Here is a 12,464-nt window from a genome sequence, read left to right on the forward strand (position 1 = left end):
AAAATGAATAAAGACGAATCCAGACAAAGACGCGCTAGGCAGACTCGTATTCGCATTGCCGAGGCATTGGCAAATCGCTTAACAGTTATCCGTAGCAATACTCATATTTCTGCACAGGTTTATAGCCCATGCGGAACCAAAGTTGTAGCAGCTGCTTCAACAATGGAAAAAGATTTGCGCCAAGCGATCAAAAACGGCGGCAACGCTGAAGCGGCAAAACAAATCGGCAAGTTAGTTGCTGAGCGTGCTGTTAAAGCAGGCGTTGTTGATGTTGCGTTTGATCGTTCCGGTCATCGTTACCACGGCCGTATTAAGGCCTTAGCTGAAGCTGCGCGTGAAGCCGGCCTGAAGTTCTAATAGGGTTTAGGAAAAAACATGGCAAAAATGCAAACTAAGATGCAAAACGAAGAGCGTGATGATGGTCTTCGCGAGAAGATGATCGCTGTTAATCGTGTAACTAAAGTGGTTAAGGGTGGTCGTATTCTCGGCTTCGCTGCACTCACTGTAGTTGGCGATGGCGATGGCCGCATCGGCATGGGTAAAGGCAAATCAAAAGAAGTTCCAGTTGCTGTTCAAAAGGCAATGGACGAAGCACGTCGCAAGATGATCAAAGTTACTTTGCGTAAAGGTACTTTGCAGCACACCGTTACTGGTCAGCATGGCGCGTCACGGGTTTTGATTTCTCCAGCTAAAGACGGTACTGGAATTATTGCCGGCGGCCCAATGCGCGCAATTTTCGATGTAATGGGTGTAACTAACGTGGTTGCTAAGTCACTTGGCTCTACAAACCCATACAACTTGGTTCGTGCAACCATTGATGGTTTGAGCAAGATGAGTACTCCTGCTGAGATTGCTGCTAAGCGCGGTAAGTCAGTTGAAGAGATTCTCGGCTAAGACCAAAAGATTAGGAATCTACAAATGACAACATCTAACTCCAAAGTCAAACTGCAATTAGTACGCAGCTTGATCGGTACACGCGAAAGCCACCGTGCAACTGTACGAGGCTTAGGCCTTCGTCGCATCAATTCAGTTTCTGAATTGGAAGACACTCCAGCTGTTCGCGGCATGATTAATAAAGTTTCTTATCTAGTTAAAGTCGTTGGCTAATAACTAGCAAGTAAATAGGCGAAGAATATGCAACTCAACACAATTAAACCTGCAGAAGGCTCCAAGAAAAACCGTCGTCGCGTTGGTCGCGGCATTGGTTCTGGTCTTGGCAAAACTGCTGGCCGTGGTCACAAAGGTCAAAAATCCCGTTCCGGTGGTTTCCATAAGGTCGGATTTGAAGGCGGTCAGATGCCTATGTATCGTCGTTTGCCAAAACGTGGTTTCGTGTCCTTGACACGTCGTCATGTCGGTCAAATTACTTTGAATGACTTAGCAAAAATCAATTTGCCAGAAGTGGACTTATTGGTATTGAGAGCTCATGGCTTTGCTGGTGAGCAAATCAATGCAGTGAAGGTTATCAAGACTGGTGAACTCAAGATTGCTGTAACCCTCAAAGGCATTACAGCAACTGCCGGCGCTAAAGCAGCTATTGAAGCTGCCGGCGGCAAATTGGTTGAATTGGTTTAATAGGTCTTTTAGTAGATATGGCATTAGCACCTACCAATAACACAAGCACTGCAGCAACAGGTGGCAAGTTTGGCGAATTACGCCAGCGCTTGATTTTCCTGGTGTTGGCTTTGCTCGTGTTCCGTTTAGGTGCTCATATTCCGGTTCCTGGAATTGATCCAGACCAATTGGCACAGTTATTTTCTGGTCAAAAAGACGGTATTTTGGGAATGTTTAACTTGTTCTCAGGCGGCGCCTTATCGCGCTTCACCGTATTTGCTTTGGGAATCATGCCGTATATCTCTGCATCGATCATCATGCAGTTGATGACGATTGTCGTGCCTTCTTTGGAGTCTTTGAAAAAAGAAGGCCAAGCAGGTCAACGCAAGATTACTCAGTACACCCGCTATGGCACTGTGTTCTTGGCTACATTCCAGGCATTAGGTATTTCTGTTGCTTTGCAAGCTCAACCAGGTTTGGTTATTAATCCAGGTTTGATGTTTGAATTGAACACAGTCGTGACTTTGGTAACTGGCACGATGTTCTTAATGTGGCTTGGTGAGCAAATTACTGAGCGTGGTTTGGGTAACGGTATCTCCATCATTATTTTCGGCGGCATTGTTTCTGGTTTACCAAATGCATTGGCTAGCTTGTTAGAGTTGGTGCGTACCGGCTCAATGAATATTATTTCTGCACTGCTGATCGTCGTAATTTGCGTGGCAGTAACTTATTTTGTGGTGTTTGTAGAGCGCGGTCAGCGTCGAATTTTGGTTAACTACGCTAAGCGTCAAGTTGGCAACAAGATCTACGGTGGCCAATCTTCTTACTTCCCATTGAAGTTGAATATGGCAGGTGTTATTCCTCCAATTTTTGCTTCATCTATCATTTTGTTCCCTGCAACAATTGCTGGCTGGTTTACATCAGGCGAGCCAACCAATATGTTCAGCAGAATTATCAAAGATTTGGCCGCTACTTTGGCACCAGGCCAACCGGTTTACACGATTTTGTATGCAGCTGCGATTATTTTCTTCTGCTTCTTCTATACCGCTTTGGTATTTAACAGCCGCGATACAGCTGAGAACCTAAAGAAAAGTGGTGCATTTGTTCCGGGTATTCGTCCAGGCGATCAAACAGCGCGTTACATCGACAAGATCTTGGTTCGTTTGACATTAGCCGGTGCAATTTATATGGTTCTGGTTTGTTTGTTGCCAGAATTCTTAGTACTCAAGTACAACGTGCCGTTTTATTTTGGCGGCACTTCATTGTTAATTATTGTGGTTGTTGCAATGGATTTCATGGCTCAAGTTCAGTCATTCGTAATGCAACAGCAGTATGGCTCTTTGATGAAGAAAGCCAACTTTAAGATGGGCGCTTAACTGAATGTCTAAAGACGATGTAATTCAGATGGCGGGAGAAGTTGTAGAGAATTTGCCAAACGCGATGTTTCGCGTGAAGCTTGAAAACGGACATGTGGTTCTAGGGCACATTTCCGGAAAGATGCGGATGCATTACATCCGTATTTTGCCGGGAGACAAGGTGACGGTGGAGATGACTCCTTACGACCTGACGCGCGCCAGAATCATTTTCCGTGCGAAGTAAAGATTAGTAGTACCTATTTTTAAGAGGTGAGTTATGAAAGTTTTAGCATCCGTTAAGTGTATTTGCAGAAATTGCAAGATCATTAAGCGCAAACGCGTTGTGCGCGTGATCTGTTCTTCAGACGCACGTCATAAGCAGCGTCAAGGCTGATCTGGTTAATTAAGAGGAAATCTCATGGCACGTATCGCTGGGGTAAACATCCCAAATCATCAACATACTGTTATCGGTTTAACAGCAATTTTTGGCATTGGCACAACTCGTGCACGCAAAATTTGTGAAACCACAGGTGTTGCAATCGACAAAAAAGTTAAAGACCTTACTGACGGTGACTTGGAAAAGTTGCGTGATGAAGTAGGTAAATTCATTACTGAAGGTGACCTTCGTCGTGAAGTAACTATGAGCATCAAGCGTTTGATGGACTTAGGTTGCTACCGCGGTGTTCGTCATCGTAAGGGCTTGCCTGTACGTGGTCAACGTACTAAGACTAACGCGCGTACCCGTAAGGGCCCACGTAAGTCTGGCGTGCAACTGAAGAAATAATCAAGAAAGTTTATTGACATGGCAAAACAACAATCCGCTTCCGCCGCTTCACAGCGCGCTCGTAAGAAGGTTAAAAAGAACGTTGCTGACGGTATTGCACACGTTCACGCTTCTTTTAACAACACCATTATTACGATCACTGATCGTCAAGGAAATGCGCTTTCATGGGCAACTTCTGGCGGCCAGGGTTTCAAAGGCTCACGTAAATCAACACCTTTTGCTGCTCAGGTAGCTGCAGAAGTTGCTGGTAAGACAGCCATTGAATGCGGTATCAAGAATTTGGAAGTTCAGATCAAGGGCCCAGGTCCAGGTCGTGAATCTGCAGTTCGTGCATTGAACTCATTGGGCATCAAGATCACTGAGATTCAAGACGTAACTCCAGTTCCACATAATGGTTGCCGTCCTCCAAAGCGTCGTCGTATCTAAGTTTGGAAGTTGGCAGTACAACAGTTTCAGTAGTTTTTTATTAAAGCCCACTGTTCGCCTGATTTAAAGGGCGAACTCACCGCCGGTCGTAAGACTGCGGCAAAGAAAGGAAAGCATCGTGGCACGTTACTTAGGGCCTAAGGCCAAATTAGCACGTCGGGAAGGTACCGACTTATTTTTAAAGAGCGCACGTCGCGCCCTGTCAGACAAGTGCAAGTTAGATACTAAGCCTGGTCAACATGGCCGTACATCTGGCTCAAGAACATCTGATTACGGTAATCAATTGCGTGAAAAGCAAAAGGTTAAGCGTATTTATGGCGTACTAGAGCGTCAATTCCGTCGTTACTTCGCAGAAGCCGAGCGTCGTAAGGGCAATACTGGTGAAACATTGCTCCAGTTGCTGGAGTCACGTTTAGACAACGTGGTTTATCGCATGGGCTTTGGTTCAACACGCGCTGAAGCACGTCAGTTGGTTTCCCACTGCGCAATTTTGCTCAATGGTAGCCCTGTCAATATTCCATCAATTCAGGTTAAACCTGGTGATGTTGTTGCAATTCGTGAAAAAGCGAAAAAGCAAGCGCGTATTACAGAATCACTCAATTTGGTTGGACAAATGGCAGCTGTTACTTGGGTTTCAGTTGACGCAGCCAAGCTCGAGGGAACGTTTAAGCAAGTGCCTGACCGCGAAGATATTAGCGGTGAAATTAATGAAAGTTTGATCGTCGAATTGTATTCACGCTAATTAGGCACTCTCAAGGAAAAAATATGCAAACAAATTTGCTCAAGCCAAAGATTATTTCTGTTGAAGCGCTTACCGCCAACCAAGCTAAGGTTGTTATGGAGCCGTTCGAGCGTGGCTATGGCCACACACTCGGAAATGCATTACGTCGTGTACTGTTGTCCTCGATGGTTGGTTATGCACCAACTGAAGTAGCTATTGCTGGTGTTGTTCATGAGTACTCCACATTAGATGGAGTTCAAGAGGACGTAGTTAACCTCTTGTTGAACCTCAAAGGTATCGTATTTAAGTTGCAGTCACGTGATGAAGTTACTATCAATTTGCGTAAAGAAGGCCCAGGCGTCGTTACAGCAAAAGATATCGACTTGCCGCATGATGTAGAAATCATGAACCCTGACCATGTGATCGCTCACTTGTCAGCTGGTGGTAAGTTAGATATGCAGATCAAGGTTGAAAAAGGCCGTGGTTATGTACCAGGTAACGTACGTCAGTACAGCGACGAAGCAACTAAGATCATTGGCCGTATTGTGTTGGATGCTTCATTCAGCCCGGTAAGCCGTGTAAGCTATGCTGTTGAGTCTGCTCGTGTTGAGCAACGTACCGACCTCGATCGTTTAGTAATGACTATCGAAACAAACGGTGTGTTGTCTCCTGAAGAAGCCATTCGTCAAGCAGCTAGCATCTTGGTTGATCAATTAGTTGTATTCGCGGCCCTCGAAAGCAGCGAAGTTTCTGGTGATTTAGCACCAAGCCGTTCATCAATGGTTGATCCAATGTTGATGCGTCCGGTTGATGATCTCGAGCTCACAGTTCGCTCTGCAAACTGCTTGAAGGCTGAGAATATTTACTACATCGGTGACTTGATTCAACGTACAGAGAATGAATTGTTGAAGACGCCTAATCTAGGTCGCAAATCTTTGAATGAAATTAAAGATGTTTTAGCGGCTCGTGGCTTAAGTCTTGGCATGAAACTCGAAAGCTGGCCTCCAGCTAACCTCGAGAAATAATTAGAAAGGAAGCATCATGCGTCACGGAAACGGCTTACGCAAACTAAACAGAACATCATCACATCGCCTAGCGATGCTGCGCAACATGTCTAATTCACTTTTGGAGCACGAAGTCATTAAAACGACTTTGCCAAAAGCAAAAGAATTGCGCATGGTTGTTGAGCCTCTAATTACCTTGGGTAAAAAAGATAACTTAGCAAATCGTCGCTTAGCATTCAATCGCACACGTGATCGCGATATCGTAGCCAAGCTCTTTACAGAGCTCGGCCCACGTTACGCAACACGTCCAGGTGGCTACCTTCGCATTTTGAAGTTTGGCTTCCGTCATGGCGACAATGCTCCAATGGCTTTGGTTGAGTTGGTAGATCGCCCAGAAGTTGAAGAAACAGCAGTTGTAGCTGAAGAGGCTTAAGTCTCACGGTTGCAGTAAAAAGCCAGGCTTCGGTCTGGCTTTTTTCATTTATCAGGGTATAAATACAGAATGCCTCAAAACCCTCAAGACAATTTGGATGCCATGCTGGTGGTGGTAACAAGTCTGCCAAATGCAGAGACTGCTAAAGGTTTGGCTCGAGCCCTAGTGGAGAAGAATCTGGCTGCTTGTGTACAACTTACCGAGGGCATTCAATCAATTTATCGCTGGGAAGGCAAGATTTGCGAAGAGCAAGAAGTGCTGCTGTCCGCAAAGACGGCTGGGTCAAAGTGGCTTGAAATCTCTGCTTTTATTAAAGGCGCCCATCCTTATGATGTGCCAGAGATTTTGGCTTTCACGCCCACTCAATATGATGAGCAGTACGGCAAATGGGTACAGTCTGAGGTAAATTCGAAGTTATGAAATTACGTTCTTTCTTGGCCAAAATTTTTGCACTTTTACTGCTTCTCTCTGCGCAAGTTTTTGCCGCACAAGATTTCTTGCCGCCAGAAAAAGCATTTCGGGTGGAGGCTACTTGGCTTGAGAACTCTAATCAAATCGAAGTGGAGTTTTTGCCCGCCAAGGGCTATTACATCTACCAAGAATCACTCAAATTTCAGGCAAGTGCGAATGCTGAGAAATTAGTCAATATCAAGCCAGCATTGCCTGCCGGTATTGAAAAGTTTGATGAAACTTTCCAGAAAAAATTGCAGGTATATAAGCAGCCATTTATGGTGTTGCTGGACGCCAAACCCAGTGCTGGTAAGCCTATGCATGTAGAGGTTACTTTGCAGGGGTGTGCGGAAGCTGGTATTTGTTATCCGCCGATGATCCTCAAGTTTTTGCTAGCTGGTCCAGGTGTTAAGGCTGCTCCAATGCCAGAGGTTTTGGATGGCGCTCAAATACAAGCATCTCCTAAAAATACTGCATTTAGTCTTTCGGATTTATGGCGGGAACGCGATGACGTTAACGCTATCGGTCGTTTTTTAGAGGGCACCTCAACCGCTTATTTATTCCTAGCTTTCTTTGTTTTAGGTCTAGCTTTGGCATTCACGCCTTGCGTTCTGCCCATGTTGCCGATTCTATCGAGCGTTATCTTTGGAACTCAAGGTGGTAAAGCCATCTCAAAGGGTCGTGCAAGCATCTTAGCGTTCGCTTATGTATTGGGTATGGCCTTGGTCTATGCCTTAGCTGGTGTATTGATGGCAGCGCTAGGGGGTAGCGTGCAACGGGCTTTGCAAAGTCCCTTTGCTCTGGCTACTTTTGCCTTATTGCTCCTCGCTCTTTCAGGCAGTTTGTTTGGTCTCTATGACCTCCGTCTTCCGCAATCTTGGCATCAACAGGTGGATAAGTTAGCTGGGCGCCAAAAAGGCGGCAGTCTGTTGGGCGCTTTTGCTTTGGGCGGCATTTCTACTTTGGTAGCCAGCCCTTGTATTACCGCGCCCTTAGCGGGCGTATTAGCCTTTATTGCGCAAACAGGGTCTATGAGCCTAGGCGCAGGTCTTCTCTTCGTAATGGCCCTGGGAATGGGCCTGCCATTGCTCTTTATTGCTATCGAAGCCCGGATTTTGATTCCATCCACTGGTATATGGATGGTTTGGCTACAGCGTACCTTGGGGGTTCTACTGGTGGCTACTGCAGCTTGGATTGCTTCACCATTACTACAAAAAAATGACGCGTCTGGTGCAGCAAAGACAATTAATGGTCAGAGTATTCATCAGGTCAGCGATTTAACTTTTATAGTGATTCAATCCCCAACTGAATTAGATATGCAGCTAATCAAAGCGAAGGAGCAGAAGAAGTTAGTGCTGCTCGATTTCTATGCTGACTGGTGTATTAGTTGCAAAGAAATGGAAGTCAATACGTTTGCTAATCCAGAAGTGAGCAAGGAACTTAAGCAGTTTGTCTTACTGCAAGCAGACGTTACCGCAAATAGCCCTGAGAACCAAGCATTACTGAAGCGCTTTGGTTTATTTGGCCCGCCGGGTATTTTGATCTTTAATCAAAATTCGGAAGAGCAAAAAGAGCAACGCGTGATTGGCTATATGCCGCCGCAGCGTTTTATTGAGCGCCTAAAGAATGTATTGAAAAACTAAAGCAGCTATAAAGTAATTATTTATTAGCTGCTTTAATTAGGCGTGCCGCTTCAAGAGCGAAATAAGTAAGAACTCCATCAGCGCCTGCACGCTTAAATGCCAGCAGTGATTCCATCATGACAGCATCATGATCTAACCAACCATTTTGTGCGGCAGCTTTAAGCATGGCGTATTCACCGCTGACTTGGTAAGCGTACGTGGGGTAATTAAACTCTTCTCGTACGCGACGAACGATGTCCAAGTAAGGCATACCTGGTTTGACCATGACCATATCAGCACCTTCGCTTATATCAAGCGCAACCTCCCGCAAAGCCTCGTCACCATTGGCACAGTCCATCTGATACGTTTTTTTATCGGCCTTACCTAGGTTCTTAGCGGAGCCTACTGCATCCCGGAAAGGTCCATAAAAAGCAGAGGCATATTTGGCTGAATACGCCATGATGCGAGTGTGAATCAATTTCTTTTGCTCAAGCGCTTCACGAATTTTTCCGATGCGACCATCCATCATGTCTGATGGTGCAACGATATCTACCCCAGCTTCAGCTTGAGTGATTGCCTGTTGTACCAATATCGCAGTTGTCTCATCGTTGAGAATGCGACCTTGTTCATCGAGCACTCCATCTTGACCATGGCTTGTATAAGGATCAAGCGCAACATCGGTCATGATTCCTAGGTTAGGAAAACGTTTTTTGAGTTCGCAAACAGCAGTTGGAATAAGACCTTTTGGGTTAAACGCTTCTTTACCATCAGGTGTTTTTAATGCGGCATCGATTACTGGGAAAAGCGCCAGAACTGGAATGCCTAAATCTACGCATTCTTGCGCAACTGGAAAAAGTAAATCTAAAGATACGCGATTGACGCCAGGCATAGAGCTAACTGCTTCCGACTTGCCTTGGCCTTCTAGCAAAAAGACGGGGTAGATCAAATCATTTACAGAAACACTGTTTTCTTGCATCAGACGACGCGACCAATCATCGCGACGCATACGCCGAGGACGATGTCCGGGAAAATTAAGCAAAGAGTTAGCTGGTGATTTCATTTTCAGGAGTTTCTGCTTCAAATAGCCATTTAATGATTAAATTATCTGCCTCTTCAAGGCCAATGCGCTTAGTGCTTGAAAACAATTGTGCCGTAAGTTGTTTGGAGTCGCCCGTACCATCAGGCAATGCCGGGTCATATTGCTGCAGTCGCTTGATAACAGCTTCAAGGGCGTGTTTGCACTCGCTTTTATTCAATTTATCGCATTTGCTCAGCAAAACATGAATTGGCTTACCTGTTGGCACAAACCATTGAATCATTTGTTCGTCCAGATCGGTGATACCACGTCTAGAGTCCACAATCAGGATCATGCCTACCAACTGCTCTCGCTCTTGGAGATAGTCGCTTAAAAGGGCGTTCCAGTGGTATTTCGTCTCATGATTGACTGCAGCATAGCCATAGCCAGGCAAATCCACCAAGTAGGCCAAAAGATCGTCTTTAGCAAAAACCCCAAAATAGTTGATATGTTGGGTGCGACCAGGGGTTTTACTGGCAAAAGCGAGCCTTTTTTGGTTGCACAGGACATTTAGCGCACTAGATTTGCCCGCATTTGAGCGGCCAGCAAAGGCTACTTCTCGCAGCGGTGTGGCAGGCAGGCAATGGGTGTCATTGACTGTGGTGGCGAATCGGGCTTGAAAGAGTTTAGACATGTCCAGAAGCTATTGTAAAATCACGCAAAATCATGAAATATCTCATGGTGTTGGGTAAAAGGTTGTAAAAGCAGGGCCCAAACACTTTTAGGAATTTTTGCCAAGGTAAACATAATGCGTCAAACCTCTCAAATCTCCAAATTAACTAGCTTACGTGCTGGTTTTGCGGCTTTCTCTATTTTCGCTCTGATTGGCGTTTCTGGCACAGTTTTTGCTGCTGATGCGGCTCCAGCCGCCCCTGCTGCTGAAGCTAAAGCTGCCGTCCTAGGCAAGCCAAAAGTTGATGTCGCTGCTGGCGAGGCTCTTTACTCTAGTGGCGACGCTAGTCGTGGCGTGACAGCTTGTATTACTTGCCACGGACCTAAAGGTCAAAGCGCAATTGGCACATGGCCTAAGCTATCTGCTCAGCATGCTGCTTACACAGCTAAGCAGTTGAAAAACTTTAAAGAAGGTACTCGTGCTAACCCGGTCATGATGGGTATGTCTGCAACCCTGACCGAGCAAGATATGCAAAACATTGCAGCGTACTTGGTCAAGCAACCTGTTTCCTTAGGTGTTGCTCAAAATAAAGAAACAATTGAATTGGGTCAAAGTATTTATCGCGGCGGCATTGCAGCTAAAGGCGTTCCAGCTTGTGCTTCCTGCCATAGCCCAACGGGTGCTGGCATTCCCTCACAGTACCCACGATTAAATGGACAATGGGCTGATTATTCATACGCACAATTAGTTGCATTTGGTAATGGCACTCGTAAGAATGGTCCAATGATGACTACTATTGCAGGCAAGATGTCAGACTTAGAAATGAAAGCAGTTTCTGATTACATCGCTGGTTTGCGTTAATTAGTTAAAAGTATAAAAACAAAAACCCCGCTTATGTAGCGAGGTTTTTTATTGCCTAAAACTCTTAACTTGGTAAAACGGTTTCGGAAGAAAACAAATCAGATGTTTTTTCACGGGTGCGAATAACGTAGGCATTTTTCCCATCAACCATGATCTCTGCAGGCTTCGGGCGCGTGTTGTAGTTTGAGGCCATCACAAAGCCATAAGCACCTGTAGACAGAATGGCAAGAAGATCACCTTCCTCAACGGCTAGATGGCGATCTCGGCCAAGCCAGTCACCGGATTCACAAACGGGACCAACGACATCGTACGTTAACGCTTTTACCACCTTCTCTTGTACGGGCACTATGCCGTGGTGCGCCTCATACAAGGCGGGGCGCATTAGTTCAGTCATCGCCGCATCAACAATACAAAAGTTCTTTTCAGCACCAGGCTTTAAATACTCTACGGTTGTGAGCAGCACACCAGCGTTGCCGACTAAGGACCTGCCTGGCTCAAGGACGATATCTAAATGACCAAAGCCACGTTCAGCAACCCGATTCAAGAGGGTATTTGTAAACTCGGTAATGTCTGGAGGAGTCTCGTCGCTATAAGAAATTCCGAGGCCACCACCTAAATCTAGATGGTGAATAACAATGCCTTCTTCTTTCAATTGCGCTGCAAGATCAAGCACCTTATCTAAAGCATCTAAATACGGTGCAGTAGTAGTGATCTGCGAACCAATGTGACAATCAATACCCACAACATCAATTTGAGAGAGTTGTGAAGCTTCGCGATAGGTTTTCAAAACCTCGTGGTAGGCAATGCCAAATTTGTTGCCCTTTAATCCAGTAGAAATATACGGGTGGGTCTGTGCATCCACATCTGGATTAACGCGCAAAGAAATGGGCGCACGGCAATTGAGCTTAGTAGCAACGCGATTGATCTGGTGAAGCTCCGCAATTGATTCAACATTGATGCATTTAACCCCAGCCTGCAAGGCCGAAGCGATCTCGATGGAGGATTTACCAACGCCGGCAAACACTAAACTTTTTGGGTCTGCGCCAATTGCTAAGGCGCGTGCTAATTCACCGCCACTCACTAAATCAAATCCAGCACCGAGTTTTTTGAAGCAATCAATTACCGCTAAATTGCTATTGGCTTTCATGGCGTAGTGCACGCGAGCACGTCGCTTGCCTTGTTGATCAACACAGGCTTTATCGTAGGCTTGATAAGCTTCAGTCAGCGCTTTTTTGCTATAGATATAGAGCGGAGTCCCAAATTCTTTTGCTAAATCTGCGAGTGGAATTTCTTCGGCATACCAATCGCCATTACGCTCGGTAAAACCGGATAACTTAGGAAGGGGAATTGCTGTGCTTGTCATTACTTGGCCGATGAGGAATTGCTTGGGCTAGCGGGAGTTTGGGGTGGATAGAGCTTGCCTTTTGGTTCTGGCTCTGTAGGAGCCGGTGGAACTGGCGGTACATTTGGCATAAATAGCGGCCCTCTTACCCCGCACCCTACAAGGGATATTAAAAGGCTAAAGCAGAGGGTTCTATTAAGAATCGCTATCATGAATGTCTCTAA

Annotated in this window: 18 protein-coding genes; 15 read left to right on the top strand and 3 right to left on the bottom strand. The window is 45.7% G+C overall.

Going from position 1 to position 12,464, the window contains the following annotated elements:
* Positions 1–3: 3 nt before the first annotated feature.
* The 14 genes from rplR (at position 4) to dsbD (ending at position 8,370) form a co-directional block, all read left to right on the top strand.
* Positions 4–357 carry a 50S ribosomal protein L18 gene (gene rplR / locus AOC20_RS00385; protein WP_215360615.1) on the top strand — a complete coding sequence of 118 codons (354 nt, stop codon included), beginning with the start codon at positions 4–6 and terminating at the stop codon, positions 355–357.
* A gap of 18 nt (positions 358–375) precedes the next feature.
* On the top strand, positions 376–894 hold the full coding sequence (gene rpsE, locus AOC20_RS00390) for a 30S ribosomal protein S5 (protein ID WP_011901917.1): 519 nt from the start codon (positions 376–378) through the stop codon (positions 892–894).
* 24 nt (positions 895–918) lie between these two features.
* Positions 919–1,107 carry a 50S ribosomal protein L30 gene (gene rpmD / locus AOC20_RS00395; protein ID WP_215358833.1) on the top strand — a complete coding sequence of 63 codons (189 nt, stop codon included), beginning with the start codon at positions 919–921 and terminating at the stop codon, positions 1,105–1,107.
* A gap of 27 nt (positions 1,108–1,134) precedes the next feature.
* The gene (rplO, locus tag AOC20_RS00400) at positions 1,135–1,575 is read left to right on the top strand and encodes a 50S ribosomal protein L15 (protein ID WP_215360616.1); all 441 of its coding nucleotides are present in this window, start codon (positions 1,135–1,137) and stop codon (positions 1,573–1,575) included.
* Between the two features lie 17 nt (positions 1,576–1,592).
* Positions 1,593–2,930 (top strand): preprotein translocase subunit SecY, encoded by a 1,338-nt coding sequence (gene secY / locus AOC20_RS00405; RefSeq protein WP_215360617.1) that lies wholly within the window; start codon positions 1,593–1,595, stop codon positions 2,928–2,930.
* Between the two features lie 4 nt (positions 2,931–2,934).
* Positions 2,935–3,153: a translation initiation factor IF-1 gene (infA, locus tag AOC20_RS00410; RefSeq protein ID WP_068320132.1), complete on the top strand. Its 219-nt coding sequence runs from the start codon at positions 2,935–2,937 to the stop codon at positions 3,151–3,153.
* Positions 3,154–3,186: 33 nt separating this feature from the next.
* Positions 3,187–3,303 carry a 50S ribosomal protein L36 gene (gene rpmJ, locus AOC20_RS00415; protein WP_012357167.1) on the top strand — a complete coding sequence of 39 codons (117 nt, stop codon included), beginning with the start codon at positions 3,187–3,189 and terminating at the stop codon, positions 3,301–3,303.
* A gap of 24 nt (positions 3,304–3,327) precedes the next feature.
* On the top strand, positions 3,328–3,693 hold the full coding sequence (gene rpsM, locus AOC20_RS00420; protein ID WP_015420253.1) for a 30S ribosomal protein S13: 366 nt from the start codon (positions 3,328–3,330) through the stop codon (positions 3,691–3,693).
* An 18-nt stretch (positions 3,694–3,711) separates the two neighbouring features.
* Positions 3,712–4,119 (top strand): 30S ribosomal protein S11, encoded by a 408-nt coding sequence (gene rpsK, locus AOC20_RS00425; RefSeq protein ID WP_015420254.1) that lies wholly within the window; start codon positions 3,712–3,714, stop codon positions 4,117–4,119.
* Positions 4,120–4,237: 118 nt separating this feature from the next.
* On the top strand, positions 4,238–4,861 hold the full coding sequence (gene rpsD, locus AOC20_RS00430; protein ID WP_011901924.1) for a 30S ribosomal protein S4: 624 nt from the start codon (positions 4,238–4,240) through the stop codon (positions 4,859–4,861).
* 23 nt (positions 4,862–4,884) lie between these two features.
* On the top strand, positions 4,885–5,865 hold the full coding sequence (locus tag AOC20_RS00435; RefSeq protein WP_215321281.1) for a DNA-directed RNA polymerase subunit alpha: 981 nt from the start codon (positions 4,885–4,887) through the stop codon (positions 5,863–5,865).
* Between the two features lie 16 nt (positions 5,866–5,881).
* Positions 5,882–6,277, top strand: coding sequence for a 50S ribosomal protein L17 (rplQ, locus tag AOC20_RS00440; RefSeq protein WP_087908811.1), 396 nt, complete (start codon positions 5,882–5,884; stop codon positions 6,275–6,277).
* A 69-nt stretch (positions 6,278–6,346) separates the two neighbouring features.
* Positions 6,347–6,697 (top strand): divalent-cation tolerance protein CutA, encoded by a 351-nt coding sequence (gene cutA / locus AOC20_RS00445; RefSeq protein WP_215360618.1) that lies wholly within the window; start codon positions 6,347–6,349, stop codon positions 6,695–6,697.
* Positions 6,694–8,370 carry a protein-disulfide reductase DsbD gene (gene dsbD, locus AOC20_RS00450; protein WP_215360619.1) on the top strand — a complete coding sequence of 559 codons (1,677 nt, stop codon included), beginning with the start codon at positions 6,694–6,696 and terminating at the stop codon, positions 8,368–8,370. The genes cutA and dsbD overlap by 4 nt, the downstream gene beginning before the upstream one ends.
* A gap of 16 nt (positions 8,371–8,386) precedes the next feature.
* Here dsbD and hemB read toward each other — a convergent pair whose 3' ends face one another.
* A complete protein-coding gene (gene hemB, locus AOC20_RS00455; protein WP_215360620.1) occupies positions 8,387–9,409 on the bottom strand; it encodes a porphobilinogen synthase in 1,023 nt (340 codons plus the stop codon).
* Positions 9,393–10,058 (bottom strand): ribosome biogenesis GTP-binding protein YihA/YsxC, encoded by a 666-nt coding sequence (gene yihA, locus AOC20_RS00460; protein WP_215360621.1) that lies wholly within the window; start codon positions 10,056–10,058, stop codon positions 9,393–9,395. Before yihA ends, hemB begins: the two co-directional genes overlap by 17 nt.
* 114 nt (positions 10,059–10,172) lie before the next feature.
* On the opposite strand from yihA, the gene AOC20_RS00465 reads away from it, so the two are divergent.
* Positions 10,173–10,898, top strand: coding sequence for a c-type cytochrome (locus AOC20_RS00465; RefSeq protein ID WP_215360622.1), 726 nt, complete (start codon positions 10,173–10,175; stop codon positions 10,896–10,898).
* A 64-nt stretch (positions 10,899–10,962) separates the two neighbouring features.
* On the opposite strand, the gene lysA is transcribed toward AOC20_RS00465, so the two are convergent.
* Complete coding sequence (lysA, locus tag AOC20_RS00470) at positions 10,963–12,261, bottom strand: diaminopimelate decarboxylase (RefSeq protein ID WP_215360623.1); 1,299 nt, start codon at positions 12,259–12,261, stop codon at positions 10,963–10,965.
* Positions 12,262–12,464 lie beyond the last annotated feature (203 nt).

The organism is Polynucleobacter ibericus (assembly GCF_018687955.1).
Classification (GTDB): domain Bacteria; phylum Pseudomonadota; class Gammaproteobacteria; order Burkholderiales; family Burkholderiaceae; genus Polynucleobacter; species Polynucleobacter ibericus.